This is a genomic window from Hellea balneolensis DSM 19091 (assembly GCF_000428525.1).
Classification (GTDB): domain Bacteria; phylum Pseudomonadota; class Alphaproteobacteria; order Caulobacterales; family Maricaulaceae; genus Hellea; species Hellea balneolensis.
This window is the reverse complement of sequence record NZ_AUAC01000002.1, coordinates 326225-343873: the sequence shown is the minus strand read 5'-3', so window position 1 is coordinate 343873 and position 17649 is coordinate 326225. Positions and strand designations below refer to the sequence as shown.

18 protein-coding genes are annotated in these 17649 nt (G+C 47.0%); 10 read left to right on the top strand and 8 right to left on the bottom strand.

Annotation, left to right across the window (positions count from 1 at the left end; genetic code table 11):
- The first annotated feature begins 24 nt into the window (after positions 1 to 24).
- Entirely contained in the window at positions 25 to 918 is an 894-nt protein-coding gene (locus F569_RS16005; RefSeq protein WP_162143717.1) for a formylglycine-generating enzyme family protein, read from the top strand.
- Between the two features lie 85 nt (positions 919 to 1003).
- A complete protein-coding gene (locus F569_RS0101820) occupies positions 1004 to 2206 on the top strand; it encodes a hypothetical protein (RefSeq protein ID WP_026940789.1) in 1203 nt (400 codons plus the stop codon).
- 25 nt (positions 2207 to 2231) lie between these two features.
- Here F569_RS0101820 and F569_RS0101815 read toward each other — a convergent pair whose 3' ends face one another.
- Genes F569_RS0101815 through F569_RS0101805 form a run of 3 tightly spaced genes read right to left on the bottom strand, consistent with a single transcriptional unit; the run spans position 2232 to position 4206 of the window.
- On the bottom strand, positions 2232 to 3227 hold the full coding sequence (locus tag F569_RS0101815) for a tetratricopeptide repeat protein (protein WP_026940788.1): 996 nt from the start codon (positions 3225 to 3227) through the stop codon (positions 2232 to 2234).
- Positions 3200 to 3862 (bottom strand): thiamine phosphate synthase, encoded by a 663-nt coding sequence (gene thiE, locus F569_RS0101810; protein ID WP_026940787.1) that lies wholly within the window; start codon positions 3860 to 3862, stop codon positions 3200 to 3202. Before thiE ends, F569_RS0101815 begins: the two co-directional genes overlap by 28 nt.
- Positions 3859 to 4206: a tRNA-binding protein gene (locus F569_RS0101805; protein WP_034387063.1), complete on the bottom strand. Its 348-nt coding sequence runs from the start codon at positions 4204 to 4206 to the stop codon at positions 3859 to 3861. The genes thiE and F569_RS0101805 overlap by 4 nt, the downstream gene beginning before the upstream one ends.
- Positions 4207 to 4258: 52 nt before the next feature.
- On the opposite strand from F569_RS0101805, the gene F569_RS0101800 reads away from it, so the two are divergent.
- Together F569_RS0101800 and F569_RS16000 are read left to right on the top strand one after the other, a co-directional pair.
- Positions 4259 to 4741: a GNAT family N-acetyltransferase gene (locus F569_RS0101800; protein ID WP_026940785.1), complete on the top strand. Its 483-nt coding sequence runs from the start codon at positions 4259 to 4261 to the stop codon at positions 4739 to 4741.
- Positions 4742 to 4811: 70 nt separating this feature from the next.
- The gene (locus tag F569_RS16000; RefSeq protein WP_051279102.1) at positions 4812 to 7223 is read left to right on the top strand and encodes a zinc-dependent metalloprotease; all 2412 of its coding nucleotides are present in this window, start codon (positions 4812 to 4814) and stop codon (positions 7221 to 7223) included.
- On the opposite strand, the gene F569_RS0101790 is transcribed toward F569_RS16000, so the two are convergent.
- Positions 7220 to 8395, bottom strand: coding sequence for a PrnB family protein (locus F569_RS0101790; RefSeq protein WP_026940784.1), 1176 nt, complete (start codon positions 8393 to 8395; stop codon positions 7220 to 7222). The genes F569_RS16000 and F569_RS0101790 overlap by 4 nt on opposite strands.
- 100 nt (positions 8396 to 8495) lie before the next feature.
- Here F569_RS0101790 and F569_RS0101785 point away from each other — a divergent pair, with 100 nt between their 5' ends.
- Genes F569_RS0101785 through pgsA form a run of 4 tightly spaced genes read left to right on the top strand, consistent with a single transcriptional unit; the run spans position 8496 to position 12156 of the window.
- Positions 8496 to 8954, top strand: a complete 459-nt coding sequence (locus tag F569_RS0101785; protein ID WP_233353565.1) for an Lrp/AsnC family transcriptional regulator — start codon at positions 8496 to 8498, stop codon at positions 8952 to 8954.
- A 50-nt stretch (positions 8955 to 9004) separates the two neighbouring features.
- The gene (uvrC, locus tag F569_RS0101780) at positions 9005 to 10885 is read left to right on the top strand and encodes an excinuclease ABC subunit UvrC (RefSeq protein WP_051279100.1); all 1881 of its coding nucleotides are present in this window, start codon (positions 9005 to 9007) and stop codon (positions 10883 to 10885) included.
- Positions 10866 to 11537: a CDP-alcohol phosphatidyltransferase family protein gene (locus F569_RS0101775; RefSeq protein WP_026940781.1), complete on the top strand. Its 672-nt coding sequence runs from the start codon at positions 10866 to 10868 to the stop codon at positions 11535 to 11537. Before uvrC ends, F569_RS0101775 begins: the two co-directional genes overlap by 20 nt.
- Positions 11527 to 12156, top strand: a complete 630-nt coding sequence (pgsA, locus tag F569_RS0101770) for a CDP-diacylglycerol--glycerol-3-phosphate 3-phosphatidyltransferase (RefSeq protein WP_051279098.1) — start codon at positions 11527 to 11529, stop codon at positions 12154 to 12156. The genes F569_RS0101775 and pgsA overlap by 11 nt, the downstream gene beginning before the upstream one ends.
- On the opposite strand, the gene F569_RS0101765 is transcribed toward pgsA, so the two are convergent.
- The gene (locus F569_RS0101765) at positions 12153 to 13031 is read right to left on the bottom strand and encodes a branched-chain amino acid aminotransferase (protein WP_026940779.1); all 879 of its coding nucleotides are present in this window, start codon (positions 13029 to 13031) and stop codon (positions 12153 to 12155) included. The two genes, pgsA and F569_RS0101765, sit on opposite strands and share 4 nt — an antisense overlap.
- 107 nt (positions 13032 to 13138) lie before the next feature.
- Here F569_RS0101765 and F569_RS0101760 point away from each other — a divergent pair, with 107 nt between their 5' ends.
- Complete coding sequence (locus F569_RS0101760; protein ID WP_233353564.1) at positions 13139 to 13843, top strand: response regulator; 705 nt, start codon at positions 13139 to 13141, stop codon at positions 13841 to 13843.
- Between the two features lie 5 nt (positions 13844 to 13848).
- Positions 13849 to 15153 (top strand): ATP-binding protein, encoded by a 1305-nt coding sequence (locus F569_RS0101755; RefSeq protein ID WP_034387058.1) that lies wholly within the window; start codon positions 13849 to 13851, stop codon positions 15151 to 15153.
- Here the strand turns inward: F569_RS0101755 and proC are convergent.
- The 3 genes from proC to F569_RS0101740 all read right to left on the bottom strand — a co-directional run bounded on the left by proC (position 15150) and on the right by F569_RS0101740 (position 17649).
- A complete protein-coding gene (gene proC, locus F569_RS0101750; protein ID WP_026940776.1) occupies positions 15150 to 15965 on the bottom strand; it encodes a pyrroline-5-carboxylate reductase in 816 nt (271 codons plus the stop codon). The genes F569_RS0101755 and proC overlap by 4 nt on opposite strands.
- Before the next feature lie 2 nt (positions 15966 to 15967).
- On the bottom strand, positions 15968 to 16501 hold the full coding sequence (locus tag F569_RS0101745; RefSeq protein ID WP_051279096.1) for a type III secretion system chaperone family protein: 534 nt from the start codon (positions 16499 to 16501) through the stop codon (positions 15968 to 15970).
- A 128-nt stretch (positions 16502 to 16629) separates the two neighbouring features.
- Positions 16630 to 17649 carry an ACP S-malonyltransferase gene (locus tag F569_RS0101740; protein ID WP_026940774.1) on the bottom strand — a complete coding sequence of 340 codons (1020 nt, stop codon included), beginning with the start codon at positions 17647 to 17649 and terminating at the stop codon, positions 16630 to 16632.

Here is a 17649-nt window from a genome sequence, read left to right as displayed (position 1 = left end):
ATCTTTATGATAAGTAGTTTATGCATGATTGCTCTTACGGGGCCTCCTTTGGTGGGGCCAGCAAGGTGTGACTTTGAGCAAATGTCAGCTGAGTCTATTTATTATCTGACATTGGATGCTAAACCTCCAAAGCCAGAGGTCAAAGCCGTCGTTAAGAAGCGCCGCGATCACGGGCGTCCATCTCCTGCTAGAATGAATATGGTAACGATCTTGCCCGGTAGCTTTATGATGGGCTCACCCAAGGATGAAGTTCGGCGGGACAGTAATGAAGGGCCCCGTCATAAGGTCACGATTGATTACCCCTTTGAGGTCGGTAAATTTGAAGTCACCTTCAGTGAATGGGGCGTTTGTGTTGCTGATGGCGGATGCCGGGGACACCGTCCGAAAGATGGCGGATGGGGCCGCGGAAACCGCCCCGTTATTAACATTAGTTGGCAGGACGCAAAATCATACATCAAATGGATAAGACGCAAGACTGGGCTTAATTATCGGCTGCTCTCTGAAGCTGAGTGGGAATATGTTGCGCGCGCAGGACAAAAGGGGCCATTTTCTACAGGCTATAGTATCGGGGCCTATGATGCGAATTTTAACGGCGAGAAGCCCTACGGGGATGGGCCTCAAGGCCCGTATATTCGGCAAACGAAACCCGTTGGCAGCTATCCTGCCAATGCCTTTGGCCTTCACGATATTCACGGGAATGTCTATGAATGGGTCGAGGATTGCTGGAACCCAAACCATTCCGGTGCTCCTGCAAACGGAACGCCACGCTTGAGTGGAAACTGTAAACTCCGCGTGATGCGCGGTGGCTCTTGGGTTACGCACGGTTATCAAATGCGCGCGTCAAAACGCCTAAGATATACAACTGATTATCGTTACGATGATTACGGATTTAGAATCGCTCGGACGTTGGGAAAATAGAACATAGCATTGTCTTTGATGCGCTTCGGAGTCGCTTATAGATTTAGTTTTATTTGAGTTTAAATTTCTAAGAGGACCTCATGTTATGGTTTCAGCGTTCTTTATTATAGCTGGTGCGCTTTTTCTGGGTGTTTTTCTTTTGGCACCCTTTACGAAGCGCTCAATGTGGAAGGCTACTGTAACACCATTGGCCTCAATTATTGGCAGCGGTTTTTTGGTATCTGCGCCGCTTTTAGCTCGCGAATTTGGCGGTTATGCAGCTATAGCTATTTTTATATTGATAATCTTAGCCGGCCTTCTGGGGTGGGCAATACGATATAACATTAGAGTTGTTGAGCCACTACTAGAAGAGGGCTCCAATACTGTTATAAGTTCTATGGAGAAACTCAGCCATGTTGTTTTAGCTTTCGCGTATTTTATTTCCGTAGCCTATTATTTGTCTCTTTTAGGAAACTTTGTTCTGGAGGCTTCGGGGCGTCAGGACGCCTTCATTGCAAACATTATAGCTATAGCTTTGCTTGTTACTATAGGTGCCTTGGGATTGAGCGGTGGGGCCACTAGGGTGGCGTCTCTGGAGCGCTATGCGACAGCGTTAAACTTGGCGGTAATTTGTGGTATGTTGGTCGCTTTGGCGGCGCATCTCGGTGGTCTTATCAGTGCAGGTTCAAACGTAAGCCCTCCGTCAGGTAAGTTTGATATAGGGTCATTGCCAGTCTTGCTTGGGCTATTAATTATCGTGCAAGGTTTCGAAACAACTCGATTTACTGGCGATGACTTTGATGCAAAGTTACGACAAAGAGCTATGCTGAACGCGCAACTTATAAGTGGCGTTATCTATATAGTCTTCTTTATTTTACTCTCTCCATTATTAGCAGATTTATCCAAAGGAGAAGGCGTTGCAGCGATTATAACGGTTTCGGCTGTTGTGACGGCTCTTTTACCTATTTCTCTGACAGTTGCGGCTGCCGCAAGTCAGTTCAGTGCCTCAATTGCCGATAGCATAGGTGAGGCTGGACTAGTCTCCGAATTGACGGAAGGTAAAATTGATCAACGACACGCTTATCTTTTGATCGCCCTTATTGGTGTAGGTATTTTAGTATCACTGGACGTTAATCAAGTTATCGCATTAGCAAGCCGAGCATTTGCGTTGTTCTACGGGATGCAATGCTTCGTAGCGTGGCAAGCGGCACGTATTAGGCCTCAAGATAAGGGTAAATCGATAGCCTTTTTTAGCTTGGGGTTGTTAGCTTTTGCAGTCTTTATTTTTGGTGTTCCCTCAGGCGCTTAAGGTGGTAAAGTAAATAACTCTTTTTTTATTTTACCCGCGCCCTGGCTCTATCTAACACAGTCGCATCGACATTCGCCTCTAAACGCTTCTTCAACTCTGCACGATCTTTATCATAGTCGTCATTGCCGCTCTTATCTGACTTTAGGAGCCAATAATACGCGTCTTCAAAACTCTGCGTCACGCCTTCACCTTTCGCCAGCGTGAATGCGTAAAGAAATTGACCTTCTTTGTCGCCGCCTTTGGCTGATTTTTCGAACCATTTGGCCGCTTCGGTTTCAGACCGCGCTGCTCCGTAACCTTGATAAACCAGTAGACCATAATCTGCTTGAGCCGCTGCGTGGCCACCTTCCGCCGCTTGTTTTAGCAGCGCCGCCGATTTTGCTGAATTTGGCCGAATTTCAAAATTTTCTGCATACATAACGCCGGCAATGTAGGCGGCTTCAATATGACCTGATTCAGCGGCTTGCTCATAATATTTCAGGGCCTTTTTCGGGTCTTTTTCAAAATAGCTATCGCCTAAGCGTTTCGTGGCATCGCTGTCAAAGCTTTGCGAGGCCTTCTTGAGCAGGTTTTGTGATTTCTTGGTGCTAGGAGCTGTGCCTTGGCCCGTGCGGTAAAGGTCTGACAAGGCCCGCATGGCATCTGTTCGGCCCATATCAGAAGCGCGAGTCAGGTAAGCGACGGCGTCAGCTTGCGTCAGTCCGGCTTCATTCTTGATGGCCATTTCACCCAGAGCGACAAGAGCATCGGGATGGTTTTTATTCGCGGCTTGCAAATACCAAGATTTAGCTTCAGTCAGATTGATCGAACCCGTTTCACCCTTGCGTAGAATATATCCGGCCATAACGGCGGCATCGGCTGAACCAGCGCGAGCGGCCACCCGAGCATGGGAAAGGGCCGTAAGTTTATCCCCGCTATTAAAGGCGGAAAGCGCATCGTCAAAACTGACGGAAGGCTGTGTGGATGTTGTTGAGTCTGCGTAAGCGGACTGGCCTAGTCCCGCTGTGAATGCGCCTGACATAAGGCAGATAGCTGCGAAACCGCTGAGGCTGGCCCGTCCGGATGCGCCCACACGCCGGAAGATACGGCTATAAAGTCCGCGCCCGCTCTGATGATCTGCGCCGCATTGTCCACGGTTATTCCGCCAATCGCGACACTGGGTATTTCGACGGCTTCTTGCCACCATTCCAAAATCTCCGTCTCGGCACGGTATTTGGCGGCCTTGGTTGGCGTGTCAAAAAACGCGCCAAAAGCCACATAATCCGCGCCTGCATTTGCAGCCTCAAAACCGAGGCCTTTTGAATTATGGCATGTGACACCAATGATGACATCACCGCCTAGCAGTTCCCGGGATGAAAAATAGTCCATGTCGTTTTGACCCAAATGAACGCCATCCGCTTCACATTCCTTTGCCAGATCAGGGTTGTCATTGATAATGACAAGTGTTCCATGTTCATGACATATAGGTTTAATAGCTTCACAGGCCTGAATGACGGCTGAACTCTCTGGTTTGTCTCCGTTCATCTCTTTTAGCCGTATTTGAAGACATGCAACGGGGGCGGCTGCAAGAGTTTCGCTCAATGTTTTGCAAAAGGCTTGCAGGTCAGGAATTTGTGGAGGCGTAATCAAATAGATTTGGCAGCTATCATCGCTCATAACAAACGTGTCCCATTTGCGATCTTATGATCAGGTGAGAATAAGCTGACGTGACCTTCGTCATTATGAAAACCCAGCGTTAAAACCTCGGACATGAAGGGGCCAATTTGGCGTCTGGGAAAGTTCACGACTGCGGCGACTTGCTTTCCTATCAGTTTAGTTGGGGTATAAAGCCCCGTTATTTGAGCAGATGATTTTTTAACGCCAATGCCCTCGCCAAAGTCAATCTTGAGTTTATAGGCAGGTTTGCGGGCTTCGGGAAATTCCACGGCTTCGATGATGGTGCCTGTGCGGATATCGACTTTTAGGAAAGTTTCGAAATCAGTTTCTGGTGTTTTTGTCATTTCGGTTATATGTCAAAGCCTCTTGGCTTCGTCCACATGAAAAGGGTTTTACGTGAATATTCGCCGCGCGACGCAAGAGGATTATGACGCCGTCTGGAGTCTTACAAAACCTGTTATTCGAGAGGGCAGAACCTATCCTTTACCGCAAGATTTGGATAAGGATGGGGCATTGGCCTATTGGTTTGCTCTAGATAAAGATGTGTTTATAGCAGAGCAGGGCAAAGTTCCCGTAGGTGTTTATTACATCAGGCCGAATAATGCTGGGCCCGGCAACCATGTTTGCAATTGTGGTTATGTCACCAATGCTGAGTTTCGCGGGCAAGGTATTGCGGCACAACTGTGCGAGCATTCTCTTAAGCAAGCCCGCCATATGGGATATCGGGCTATGCAGTATAATCTCGTCGTTTCAACAAACAAACCTGCCGTTCATCTATGGACAAAAATGGGTTTCGAAATTGTGGGACGCCTGCCTATGGCTTTTCAAGACCCTGTCGAAGGTGATGTAGAAGCCTATGTCATGTTTCAAAAGCTATAGGCTCTACTCGACAAGACGCATTTAGCTGTTACTCTCGCGGTTAGTTTTAGACAAATCATTGGGTGTTAGTATGCGTATTTTTCTTGGCTTGGTAATGGCTTTTATTCTTACGGCATGTCAGCCTAGTGCTGAAACTTCTAACCCTTTAGCGGGGCTAGAACATAAACAGGGGTTCATTGATCTCTATGTGGATAATAGTAAGAACCGTGTCTTAGCTAAGCTGCCCAAAGCAGATGAAGACGGTGTATCGCTTCGTCTTATTCATACAGCAAGGCTTACGGCGGGTCTGGGATCTAACCCTGTGGGACTTGACCGAGGTTGGGGCGATAGCGGAAAAATCATCGTCTTTCGCCGAATAGGGGATAAAATTGTTATAGAAGCCGAAAATATGCTCTATCGCGCGAGCGCCGATAACCCTCTTGAGGAACGCGCTGTTCGGGAAAGTTTTGCGCGATCATTTCTTGCAAGTGCTGATATTATCAAAAGTTCCAATGGACTTGTGGTTGACCTAACAGACTTCCTAACGAGTGACGTTTTAAACCTCGTGCAATATTTGAAGGACAGAGACCAAGGCAGCTTTAGCGTTTCAAAAGATAGAACATTTGTGGATACAAAAAACGTTTTTTCTTTTCCTGATAATGTTGAAGTGGACGTGTTTTTTACGCTTTCATCTGCCAAACCCGGAACTGAGGTCGCGACAACAGCCGCAAACGGACGGGATGCAACACTTATTCAGCATCATAGTTTTGTAAGACTGCCTGAAGAAGGGTATAAGCCCTTAAGGTCAGACCCGCGTGCAGGTGCGATTGAAGAGGTGCACTATGATTATAGCGTGCCTATTTCAGGACAGATTGAAACCCGTTTGGCGCGGCGTTATCGCTTGCAAAAAAATGAAGCGGGTGAAACCCTAAACCCGATCGTCTTTTATATTGATAGTGGTGCGCCTGAGCCTATTCGCAGTGCCTTAATCGACGGTGCTAAATGGTGGGAAGCAGCCTTTGAAGCTGCCGGTTTTCCTGATGGATACCGCGTTGAGGTTTTGCCAGAGGATGCCCATCCACTTGATATCCGTTATAATGTTGTTCAATGGGTTCATCGTCAAACACGTGGGTGGTCCTATGGCGGAGGTGTTTCAGATCCTCGCACGGGTGAAATGTTAAAAGGGCATGTAAATCTAGGCTCCTTGCGTGTGCGCCAAGACCGCATGATATTCGAAGGCCTGGCTGGAACGGCAAAAACAGATAGCGGGGCCGATGATGACCCTGTTGAACTTGCATTAGATCGTATTCGTCAGTTGTCAGCGCATGAAGTCGGTCATGCTCTCGGTTTTGCACATAACTTCGCCGCTAGCACTTATGGCAAAGGCTCGGTGATGGATTATCCCGCCCCCGATGTGCGCGTAACAGATGGTCAAATGGATTTTTCAAACACTTATGGCGTTGGCGTGGGTGACTGGGATAAATTTGCAGCGATTTGGCTCTATGGTGATTTAACAGATCAAGAACGTGAGGCCGTCATACAGAATGCTTTGGATCGCGGCTTGGCTTATGTGGCCGACTCGGATGCGCGTAGTGCGGGAACGGCTCACCCCTTAGGCAATATCTGGGATAATGGCAGTGATCCAGTTGAAGGGTTAAATGAGGCTATGCGCGTTCGCCGTCTTGCACTTGACACATTTGGACCCGACCGCATTCATCCTGGACAGCCTGTCTATGATTTGAACAAAGTCATCGTGCCCATTTATCTTTACCATCGTTACCAAACGGCTGCGGCGGCCAAGTATATTGGTGGTATGAGTTTTAATTATGCTCTTAAAGGTGATGGTCAAAGCCCTGCAAAAATTGTTGCTCCTGCTGATCAGAGACGTGCATTAGCCGCTGTTCTAAAGACGCTCGACCCAGTGGAATTGGACTTAAAAGACTCAACGTTAAATCTTCTGACACCTACATTGGTAAGTTATTCCATAGCGGATAGTGACCGAGAATTATTTCGTAAGACTGCTTATCCCGCATTCGACGTCACCGCGGCGGCAGACACGGCTGCTGACCTTACATTTGATGTTTTACTGGACCCACGCCGTGCCGCACGTTTGATTGAATTTAAGAGGCGTGACGCGCGCAATCTTGGTTTGATGGACGTTCTACAGCGCACACGTGCTTATGTTATGCGTCAGCCTAATAATGATCGCACTGGAGAAATTGCAAAGGGGATTCAAGCGCGTTTCGTTTTTGCTTTGATGGAACTCGCAGACAGTCAAGCCACGCCCGGCGTTAAAGCGCGAACTGACAAAGTCTTGCGCGATATTCGTAGCGATCTTACTATAAAAGGCTCAGGGCACGGCCTGTGGTTGGTCTCATTAATTGATGCGCATCTGGAACGTCCAGTAAAAGCACGGCCACCTGTGACGAAAGCTAAAACGCTTCCGCTCGGAGGCCCCATCGGAATGGGACAGCTTGAGACATGTTGGCATTGCGATCCTTAAACAGAAACCAGATTCGCTTTCGTTTCATCACGATGCTTTTTGAGATATTTCATGAAGGGGGTCCCGCCTGTGCCGACATCAGTGTCATTACCCGCAGCTGATTTACCCTGCTTGTTTATGTAGCTTGCAGCATATTCTAGGTGGCGCGTTCGGAAGTCCGATATAGCTTGGACATTCGCATTATAGGCTTCGGCCAAACCTTTGTGCCCTGCAGTCTTTACGAAATCACGAAGACGACTTTTAGATCGGACATCATCGATAAATCGGCGGTGATCCGTTGGACGATAAATGTGAAGTTGGTCGAGATATTCCTTGAGAGGATCTGCAGCATGGCCAATGCCGAGCAGGGCATCCATTGCGGGTACAATTGAGCTTTGAGAACCTGTCTGTCCGCGAAAGGCTTGTGCCTCGGTACCAAAGCGTGTGCCCTCATAAATAATACCATTAGGCAAGGCAGGATTATCTCGCCAGCCGTGGATATAAGGACGGACACGCTCGAAATAGACATATGGATCGCATCGTTCTGGCATACGATCAAAGATAGCATTTATCTTATCCCAGGTGAGCGCCATTTTTCCGAGCTTGTTTTGGACTTCGTCTAGATCACCTTTTTCCACAGCATCCACAATAGGGCCCATTAAGGCGAGAGCGCGTCCAGCTTTCGCTTCAATTGCCACATGGATGAGAACAAACCAAGCCTCATCCTGTCCGCCAAGAAAGTGCTGGCGCATATAAATATTATCAAGAGCAATGGGTTTGTCGTGATCAAACCTGTCCCAATTATCAAGAACATATGAGCTGTAGGGGAGAAGGGGCTGTTGGCCTAAATGATCGGCAAGCGCAACAATAGGCATAGCTAAGCATTTTGGAAGGTAAGCCGGAGCTGTTGCTTCACCCCAAACGAAGGATTGCACCATGAAGGCATAGTGAACCATTGCAATGCGGGCTTGGGCGTCTGTGCATTTTGCTAAAAAGTCTGAGAGGTCAGTTTCAGGGAGATCACGATTAAGTATATGCCTAACGCGTCCTGAAGGCAAAATTTGAGGCAGTCCCATAGCGATATCACTTACTTCACTCATGATGCCCGTGAACTCGACTTCATTAGCATTAAACTGGCAAAGATAACCCCGCTCTTTGGAGATGTCGTAATTCGATAGATCTAACGTGCTCATTAAGGTCTCCACAAATTTTCATCTTATGCACACAATAATAGTGTAAAATAATTGCAATTATTCGCTTTATTAAGCGCTAAGTAGGCAATATATGCAATATATGAGAAGTATTGATGCTATTAACTCACAAATATTGTCTGTTCTTGAAAGAGAGGGGCGCATTAGTAACACTGATTTGGCGACAAAAGTCAGCTTGTCACCTTCAGCATGTTTGCGGCGAGTACAGGAGTTAGAAAGGAGAGGCGTGATAAAAGGTTATCGTGCCGTGATTGACCGTGCAGTTATAGGTGAAGTGATTACTATTTTTGTGACTGTCGGGCTCTCGGGTCAATTAAAACAAGACGCATTGGATTTTGAACGCGCTATGAGTGTCGCGCCCGTGGTTAAAGAGTGCCATAATATTACGGGCTCTGTGGAATATTTGCTACGAGTCGAAGTTCAGGATTTAGCGACTTACAAAGAGTTCCATTCAAACGTTTTGGGTGTGTTGTCTCAGGTGAGCAGCATGACTTCTCACATTTGTTTGGGCTCTTCAAAGGATGTTCGCAATCTAGTTTAAAGTGTCTGCTTGAATTGCGTTATGAAAGTAAAGTCCTTACTTATGGGGCAATGCCTGAAACCGAATCTATAAAACCTTTGCATAAAGACGCGAAGCTAGCAGTTCATGGGCCAGAGTTGATTGCTGATTTTGTCTCACGTTTGCCTCATAAGCCTGGTGTTTACCGGATGTTTGATGAGCACAGAAACGTGCTTTATGTCGGGAAAGCCAAGGATCTAAAGAAACGCGTTACAGCCTACACAAGCTATGCGAGGCACCCTGTAAGATTAAAGCGAATGATCCGCGCGACACAAGATATGGAATTCGTTGTTTGCGGCAGTGAAACCGAAGCGCTCTTACTCGAAGCAAATCTGATAAAACGCCTGAAACCGCGTTATAATATTCTTCTACGAGACGATAAAAGTTTTCCCTATATCCTTGTGCGTAAAGATCACCCCGCTGCGCAGATCACTAAGCACCGTGGAGCTAAGACGATTAAAGGAGATTATTACGGGCCTTTCGCCAGTGCGGGGGCGGTAAACCGAACACTTGATACATTACAGCGGGCTTTTCGCCTGAGAAACTGCTCTGACTCAATATATGAAGCTCGCACACGTCCTTGTATGTTACATCAAATCAAACGTTGTTCAGCCCCTTGCACGGGCGAGATTGAGCTTGATGAATATTCTCAGCTTATTGGCGACGCGGAAGACTTTTTAACAGGTAAGTCTGCTGCCCTTCGGCGGCGGCTTCAGAGCCAAATGTCTGATGCGTCAGCGGATTTAAACTTTGAAAAAGCGGCTGAACTTAGGGATCGACTTCATGCCATGTCTCAAGTCAGCGGTGCGAGTGGCGGTATAAACCCCACAACCTTTTCAGAGGGCGATGTAATAGCCATTCATAGCGAGGGCGGACAGAGTTGTGTGCAAGTCTTTTTCTTTCGCGCGGGACAAAATTGGGGGAATAATTCTTACTTTCCACGCCACACAAAAGACGATGAGATTGCAGAAGTGATTGATGCTTTTATTGCTCAATTTTATTTGAATAAACCTATTCCGAAGAATATATTCGTTAATCAAGATCTACCGAATAAAGATCTATTGGAAGCAGGCCTTACTGAAAGATCAGGGCGGCTCATTAAAATCACCAACCCTGTGCGCGGCGAGAAAAAAAAGCTTGTTGATCGCGCCGTTAGGAATGCACAGGAAGCCTTGGCGCGCAAGATGGCTGAAACTGCATCGCAGCAAAAGTTACTCAAAGAAATACAAACCGTTTTTGATCTTGAAGATATGCCTGAACGGATAGAGGTGTATGATAACAGTCATATTCAAGGGACTAATGCCGTGGGGGCCTTTATTGTCGCTGGGCCGAAAGGGTTTAGAAAAAAAGAATACCGAACCTTCAATATTAAAGATGTTGAGACAGAGCCCGGAGATGATTACGGCATGATGCGCGAAGTTTTTCGTCGGCGTTTTTCCCGGCTTATGAAAGATGATCAACTTGAATGGCCTGATATTGTTCTTATTGATGGCGGTAAAGGCCAGCTTTCTGCTGTTAAAAACACGCTTGATGAGCTTGGCGCGACTGAAAAAACAACTTTGGTTGCCATTGCAAAAGGACCTGACAGAAATGCAGGCCGAGAAACATTTTTCATGCCCGGTAAAGCCGAGTTTACAATACCTCCTAAAACACCGGCGCTTTATTATTTGCAACGCTTAAGAGATGAAGCCCATCGATTTGCTATAGGTACGCATCGCGCAAAGCGTAAAAAACAGATGATTACAAGCCCGTTAGATGGTATCACAGGCGTGGGGCCGGGGAGAAAGAAGTCTTTATTGGCGCATTTTGGTTCAGCCAAAGCGATTAAAAAGGCGGCGGTAGAAGATTTGGCTTTAGTAGAGGGAGTCAGTGTAAAGCTGGCAAAGCACATACATGACTATTTCAACGAATAAAACAGGCGAAGCGGAAAGTACGCAAACTGGCGGGGCTATTGCAGACGCTCTGACACTCATGCGTTTTTTTCTGACGCCCATCATCATGATAATTATTATCAAAGGGTGGCCGGATTTAAATATGGCTATTTTGGCGACCTTTCTTCTAATCTTTGCCGCGATGACAGATTTTTTTGATGATTATTTTGGGGGGACAGAAAGAGCACCACATCGGAAATTTGGATGGTTTGACGATATTGCTGATATTATTCTTGTCCTCGGCGTCTTACTCGCCATGACTTATGTGGTTTATAAAGCGAATATGCTTAATTGGATATTCGCGTTGCCTGTTGGTATTATCATTTTACGTGAAGTTCTTGTAGGGCTGCTTAAAGGTTATGATATGACTAAGAGCGGATGGCCTGAGACAAAATTCGGAAGCCTGAAAAATGGCTTGTCTATGCTTGCGGCCTGTTTGCTGGTCGCGTCGCCTTGGATAACGACTTGGATTGATAGTCTTATATCCGGTAAGGATAATATCGATGCGTTAATGTCGACATCCCCTTATGTTTGGATGATTGGCCAGGGGATTCTCTGGTTTGCCGCACTTATCTCAATTCTTACAGGATTTAAGATTCTGACAACAAAGGCGGTCGCCGCAAATGACATCTGATAGGTCTACCCTAATACGCCATCCCGGATGGTGGGTTCCAAATGCACTTACAATTTCACGGATCTGTATTATCCCGATTTTGATTGCTGGAATTATCGCATTCGCAAACGGAACTGATTCTGCGCTAGCGAATGGATATTTGCTTTTCTTTTTGATTTTCTACGCAATGGCGTCTGACTTTCTGGATGGATTTTTAGCTCGGCGTTGGAATCTGGTCAGCGGTTTTGGCCGAATGATTGACCCAATTGCGGATAAGCTATTAGTCGCGGGCTGTTTGATTGCCTTCTGTATAGCTGTCCGAGGAGACTGGCTTATCGTGGTGCCCGCAATTGCGATAATATTCCGTGATATCTTAGTTTCTGGAAGCCGTGAGCATGCGGCACTTTCGGGCCGGGCCATGCCGCCAACAAAGCTAGCTAAATGGAAGACAAGCTTTGAATTTATCTCAATCGTTGTTTTGTTGTTCTGGATTATGGGGCGAAGCTATTTGGAGATAGATTCCGCGATTCCGTCCATTAAGGCGAATGCGAAATTCTTAGGAATTGCTCTACTTTGGCTTTCTGCAGCGATGTCAGTTTGGACAGGACAGCTCTATGTAAGGGCCGCTCTTAAAGATTAAAGACTGGTCTTACCTCTGACAAGGTCGTCATAATCTGAGATAAGCGCCTGACAGACTTCACCTGGAGTATAATGCCGTCCGTCAATCTCGCGGACGGGGGTAACCTCCGCAGCTGTTCCTGTCACAAAACACTCGTCAAAATGCTCCATTTCTGAAGGGTAGATGTCACGTTTAAACACTTTATATCCGCGCTTGGCCGCAAGCTTTAAAACAGTATCATGGGTTATACCGTCCAAGAGGTTATCGCAGGTCGGTGTGTGAATTTCTTGGCCTCTGACAAAGAAAATATGCGCGCCTGTACATTCGGCGACGCGGCCTTGATAATCATACATAAGCGCATCATCAAACCCTTTGGCAGCTGCAGCATCTTTTGAAAGCGTGCAGATCATATAAAGCCCTGCGCCCTTTGATTTACAGGGAATAGTATCAGGTGCTGGGCGTTTCCAATCAGCAATGCAAAGACGAATGCCCTTCATTTTATCTTCAAAGTAATTGCCCCAAAACCAACAGGCAATGGCGAGGTGGATCTGATTGTTCTTAGAGGCAACCCCCATCATTTCCGAACCGCGCCATGCCACCGGTCGCATATAGGCATCCTGCAAACCTGATTTATCAAGTGTATCTATACAAGCCTGATTGATTTGCTCTGCTGTGTAGGGGATTTCATATCCCATCAACTTCGCAGATTGGATTAGTCGATCTGTATGATCCTCAAGGCGAAATACTTTACCGTTATAGGCGCGGTTACCTTCAAAGACGGCAGAGCCATAATGAAGTGAGTGAGTGAGGACATGGACTTTGGTCTCACGCCAATCAATAAATTCGCCATCCATCCAAATGTGACCATCGCGGTCGTGATATGCTTTTTCAATCATTTCGCTCGCCTTAAGAGACTGCTGACTTGCAGGAGTGTGTGTTTCGCGGCATTCTCTTCAGACAGTTTGGGAAGTCAACACTGATTAGACCACGAAAGCAGGAAAAATTGAGCACAGAATCTGACAGTTTGGAACGGCGGGATATTCACATCCTTGTTGTCGATGATGATGACCGTATCAGGTCTCTGCTGAAAAAATACTTGGCTAAAGCCGGGTTTCGCGTTTCAGCGGCGTGCGATGCGGCTGAAGCCCGGAGGAAGATGGATGGCCTTGCCTTTGATTTGCTGATATTGGACGTGATGATGCCGGGAGAGGATGGTTTTACCCTGACGAGAGCTCTAAGGGAACACAATGACGTTCCTATAATCCTACTGACGGCGCGAGGCGAAGCGGCTGACCGCATTGAGGGATTAAAGACAGGCGCGGATGACTATCTTTCTAAACCATTTGAGCCTGAAGAACTAGTGCTGCGTATAGAGGCTATATTCAGGAGGTTGGGGACCACGGCGCCGGCTTCGGTGGTCGCCTTCGGGCCTTATAGATATGATCTTGAGCGGCTGGTTCTGACTAAGAATGGTGATCGTGTTAGGCTGACGACAGGTGAGGAGGCGTTAATGACACTTCTCGCGCGCCGCGCAGGTGGGACAGTAAGCCGGTATGCTCTTTCTGAAAAAATAAGTGCAAAATCTGAACGTGCTGTCGATGTTCAGATGACGCGGTTGCGGCGTAAAATCGAAGACAATCCTGCAGAGCCCGATTATATTATGACTGTGCGCGGTCAAGGATACCGCCTATTGGCAGAAGGGGCCTAGGGCTTATGCCCTTGAAAAAATATCTACCCAAAAGTCTTTTTGGACGAGCCCTGCTAATTATCATGCTGCCGATTGCCATTATGCAAATGGCAGTGGCTTATTTCTTTTTTAATGCGCATTGGAATCAAGTTACCGGAAATTTATCTGACTCAGTTGCCGCCGACATATCAGTCGCGGTTCAGCTCTATAAACAAAGTCCGTCTAGCGATCGCGCGGAACGTTTAGATGATATGCTTCGCCCCCAGATGGAGCTTTCAGTGGCTTTGGAGGAGGGTGATAAACTACCTTTGACGACGCGTGACGCGTTTTTTTCAAATTTGGATAAAACGCTTCGCCGCTCTTTAGGTAACAGTCTGATCGATGAGTTTTGGTTTGATACTACGCGTTATCCTAATCATATTGATATTCGAGTGGCCGTGGATGAGGGTGTTCTAAGATTTATTGCTGCGAGGGAGCGGGTCTTTGCTCCCACCGGTTTTGTCTTCATTTTTTGGCTTATTACTGCGACAGTTTTATTATCCTTAGTTTCAATCGTATTCATTCGCAATCAAGCCAAGCCGATAACAGAACTTGCGGCGGCTGCGGATGCTTTTGGTAAGGGGCAAGATATTTCAAATTTCAAACCTTCAGGTGCCTCTGAAGTGCGCCTTGCGGGACAGTCATTTTTGAAAATGCGTGGACGTATACGCCGCCACATTGAACAGCGCACAACAATGCTTGCAGGTGTATCACATGACTTGCGGACGCCATTGACCCGTTTAAAGCTCCATCTTGCGATGCAAGATAAGACAGACGAAAACGATGAGGCCCGTCAAGATATAAAGGATATGGAAGCGATGCTGGGCGGATATCTTGATTTTGCTAAAGGGCTTGAAGGAGAAAGCACCCGAGCCGTGAATATCAAGCGCTTTTTAACTGACATTATATCAAAATGCGCAGAACCTTTGCCCGAACTTTTTGCCCCTGAGACTATTCAGGCGAATATACGTCCGCAGGCGCTTGAGCGGGCCGTTATGAACTTACTCTCGAATGCTCAAAAATATGCAGAGATGTCCCGTGTTACACTGACAGAAACTGAAAGTAATATATTCATTGCCGTAGAGGATAACGGGCCGGGTATTCCTCCGGAAAAGCGCCAAGTGGCTTTTAAAGCCTTTCAACGCCTAGATGAGGCCCGTAATCAGAATATTGAAGGGGTAGGTCTAGGGCTATCAATTGCTAGAGATATTGCTCAAATTCATGGTGGTTCACTACAGCTAGAAGAAAGCGAACTGGGTGGTTTGAAAGCCGTTTTGTATTTACCGATTTAAGTATCTGCCAGCTCTTTAGCACGCCGCAGGGCGGCTTTGACAGTTTCCCGCATTATAGTTGGCAGTCCGTCTAGTCCCATAAGAACATCCAAGGCAGCCTCTGTAGTTCCATTAGGAGAGGTCACATTTTTCCTTAAGTCTGAGGCTGAAAGCTCAGACTCTTCAAGCAGCCCGGCGGCACCTATTATGGTTTGCCGCGCAAATTTTGGTGCCAACTCTTCGGGAAGTCCAATTTTGACAGCCGCGGCTTCCAAAGCCTCTGTCATGTGAAAGACATAGGCGGGGCCTGATCCTGAAACAGCTGTGACAACGTCAATGAGGTGTTCAGTTTCAACATGAAAAACATCGCCTCCTGCAGCGAGGAGTTTTTCTGCCTCTTTCGTTTGGGCGGCTGATATATTCCCGCCTTTCGTGTAAGCCGTTAGGCCTTTGCCGATGGCGGCAGGTGTATTCGGCATAGCTCTGATAATAGCTTGATCTTTGAATATGCTTTGAAGCGAGGCGAGTGAAGTTCCTGCTAAAATTGAAATCACCAAACATTTTTCTGGAAGGGTCAGCGCGATTGGGGGTGCAAGTTTTTTAAACATTTGTGGTTTAATGGCTAGAAGCAAGTATCTGATATTGCTTGCATTTTTATCGGTCTCAATGAGGTGAAGAGCCCCTTCAGAAATCGCCTTTTGCGCGGCGTCTCCAGGTGACGGATCAAGGATTATGAGCTGTTCTGGTGTAATAACCTTTGAGTTAATCCACCCCTCTAATAATGCGCCGCCCATTTTGCCTGCGCCGACAACAAGGTGCGTACGGTCCGACATGGTTACGGATTCGCTGCTAAATCGACCAGAGCAGATGTTAGAGCGTCTTCTGGAGATTTTCCGGCCCAAATGACATATTGGCATGCAGGATAGCCGCGTTCAGCAGCGTCAAGTGCTAAGGCTAGCATATCCATGGCTTGTTCAGTCCGTAATGTAGCCCCGCCTCGTAATGAGGCCGCATTGCGGTAAACCAAGGCTTCATTCTTGTCCCAATAATCAAAATGTCCCGCAGAGAGCCGCTCATTTATCAATGACATGAGGCGGCAAATATCGTCAGACCGTCCGCCAGGAGTGCGGCCTTCAAAAATCAGAAAAATCTGAACCTGTTCAGTCCCGAGATTCCAAGTTATCGAGACATCATGATCACACCACAGTCCGGGTAGTGAAAGATGAAGTTCGTTTAAATCCACGCGCTCATGGTCATATCCTTCTGCCGTCGCGAGGCGTGAGAAAACGTCAATTGGATTAGGCCGCATGGAGACGGCGCCTTTCAAGGACGGATTGGGCCTAATACATCTATCGTCTGCAAAACTCATTCGCATTTCCATTCACCGAGAATCGTCTGATGCGATTCTTCTTGTGTAAACGCTAGCTTGAACGGAATTTATTACAAGATGTAGTGTTAGGTGCTTTGTTGATAAGTAGATTTAGGGTTAACGGCGCCTTAAATGACCCATTTTCGTTGGGTTTCTAAACCCATAGCGGCCAAATATGGCGCATTTTCTTGCCTATCAGTGAAATCCTTTTTTGTGTTCAGGGATTCCCATCCACAGGAAATTAAAGCTTGTGCAGTTGCCCCGCCTAATGTTGTTCCGGGGCCTAAGACGATAACAATATCCGGGGCGAGTTCTTTGACGCTATTGGCGACAGCTTTAGTGAAGTCATATGTCTCTGTGACTTGCTTCCCAAAGGTATAATTCCACAGATCCCCAAGTTCCACGGTCTGAGGATGCCACAGATGGCCTCGGCCATCAATGAGAGGTATATTGGGTTGAGAAAATAGAGTTTCTGGCAAGGCTGCCTTACCTTGTATTGAGTTTTCAGATTGAAGTTCTGAATGAAATCCTGAATGGTTCATCAACCGCATTGGAAAACGCCCTTGAGCTGGGAGTCTGTCTTCGAGAGTTTTTAATGCCGTATCGGTGCCCGCGAAAACAATCATACCGCCAAGATAAATAGAAATATAAAGCCCTTCGATATCTGAGGCCAAGGACTCAAGTTCAGATTTTTTCGCGGGGCTTTCTATCCAGTTTTCATCATTAAAAGGGTATAGGATTTGTCCGCCAATAGCATTGCCTTGCATGATGCGGCCCATTGTGTTGACGACATGAAACCCATCTTGTGCCGAAAGAGCTCCGCTACAAGCGAGGGCCGTGTACCAGCCCATGGAATTGCCGGTAACGCCTACAATGTCATATTTCTTGCGATCAATCGATTGGAAATCCGCATAAGAGCACGCATAGATAAGGCCGGATGCATTATCGCCTCTCGTGAATTTAGAGACTGAAAACCGCTCGGCGTTGTCAAGCGCTGAGATTGCATCTTGTTCTTCCGTGGTTCTTATCGCGTCAAAGCTGGATATGAGCTCTTTCTTGTCGCCGTGGAATTTATTCAGATAACCAAGTTCGGTTTTATTATAAACGCCGCGGCCCGGACAAATAACAAGTGCTTTTTGATGCGCCAT

Bases quoted from the DNA above. Each gene is read 5' to 3' on its own strand.
- F569_RS16005 (WP_162143717.1), top strand. From the start codon at position 25: ATGATTGCTCTTACGGGGCCTCCTTTGGTGGGGCCAGCAAGGTGTGAC.
- F569_RS0101820 (WP_026940789.1), top strand. From the start codon at position 1,004: ATGGTTTCAGCGTTCTTTATTATAGCTGGTGCGCTTTTTCTGGGTGTT.
- F569_RS0101815 (WP_026940788.1), bottom strand. From the start codon at position 3,227: ATGTCAGGCGCATTCACAGCGGGACTAGGCCAGTCCGCTTACGCAGAC.
- thiE (WP_026940787.1), bottom strand. From the start codon at position 3,862: ATGAGCGATGATAGCTGCCAAATCTATTTGATTACGCCTCCACAAATT.
- F569_RS0101805 (WP_034387063.1), bottom strand. From the start codon at position 4,206: ATGACAAAAACACCAGAAACTGATTTCGAAACTTTCCTAAAAGTCGAT.
- F569_RS16000 (WP_051279102.1), top strand. From the start codon at position 4,812: ATGCGTATTTTTCTTGGCTTGGTAATGGCTTTTATTCTTACGGCATGT.
- F569_RS0101790 (WP_026940784.1), bottom strand. From the start codon at position 8,395: ATGAGCACGTTAGATCTATCGAATTACGACATCTCCAAAGAGCGGGGT.
- F569_RS0101785 (WP_233353565.1), top strand. From the start codon at position 8,496: ATGAGAAGTATTGATGCTATTAACTCACAAATATTGTCTGTTCTTGAA.
- uvrC (WP_051279100.1), top strand. From the start codon at position 9,005: ATGCCTGAAACCGAATCTATAAAACCTTTGCATAAAGACGCGAAGCTA.
- F569_RS0101775 (WP_026940781.1), top strand. From the start codon at position 10,866: ATGACTATTTCAACGAATAAAACAGGCGAAGCGGAAAGTACGCAAACT.
- pgsA (WP_051279098.1), top strand. From the start codon at position 11,527: ATGACATCTGATAGGTCTACCCTAATACGCCATCCCGGATGGTGGGTT.
- F569_RS0101765 (WP_026940779.1), bottom strand. From the start codon at position 13,031: ATGATTGAAAAAGCATATCACGACCGCGATGGTCACATTTGGATGGAT.
- F569_RS0101755 (WP_034387058.1), top strand. From the start codon at position 13,849: ATGCCCTTGAAAAAATATCTACCCAAAAGTCTTTTTGGACGAGCCCTG.
- proC (WP_026940776.1), bottom strand. From the start codon at position 15,965: ATGTCGGACCGTACGCACCTTGTTGTCGGCGCAGGCAAAATGGGCGGC.
- F569_RS0101745 (WP_051279096.1), bottom strand. From the start codon at position 16,501: ATGAGTTTTGCAGACGATAGATGTATTAGGCCCAATCCGTCCTTGAAA.
- F569_RS0101740 (WP_026940774.1), bottom strand. From the start codon at position 17,649: ATGGCGCATCAAAAAGCACTTGTTATTTGTCCGGGCCGCGGCGTTTAT.